Source organism: Psychrobacter sp. TB20-MNA-CIBAN-0197, from assembly GCF_040309765.1.
In the GTDB taxonomy this organism is placed as follows: Bacteria; Pseudomonadota; Gammaproteobacteria; order Pseudomonadales; family Moraxellaceae; genus Psychrobacter; species Psychrobacter submarinus.
Genome location: NZ_JBEOPC010001221.1, coordinates 1 through 244 on the forward strand (window position 1 = coordinate 1; position 244 = coordinate 244).

The following is a 244-nucleotide window of genomic DNA, read 5'->3' on the forward strand; positions in this document are numbered from 1 at the left end:
GTCCAGGACGGTCAGGTCGTACTGGTCGACGAACACACCGGTCGGACCATGCCGGGTCGTCGTCTGTCCGAAGGCCTGCACCAGGCTATCGAAGCCAAGGAAGGTCTGAACATTCAGGCCGAGAGCCAGACCCTGGCCTCGACCACCTTCCAGAACTACTTCCGTCTGTACACCAAGCTGTCCGGCATGACCGGTACCGCCGACACCGAAGCGTTCGAATTCCACCAGATCTATGGTCTGGAAG

Annotated in this window: 1 protein-coding gene; it reads left to right on the top strand. The window is 59.8% G+C overall.

Annotated features, from left to right (window positions below; all coding sequences use genetic code 11):
* The coding region (locus AAEY83_RS17835) for a preprotein translocase subunit SecA (protein ID WP_351061351.1) at window positions 1-244 on the top strand (244 nt) is incomplete at both ends.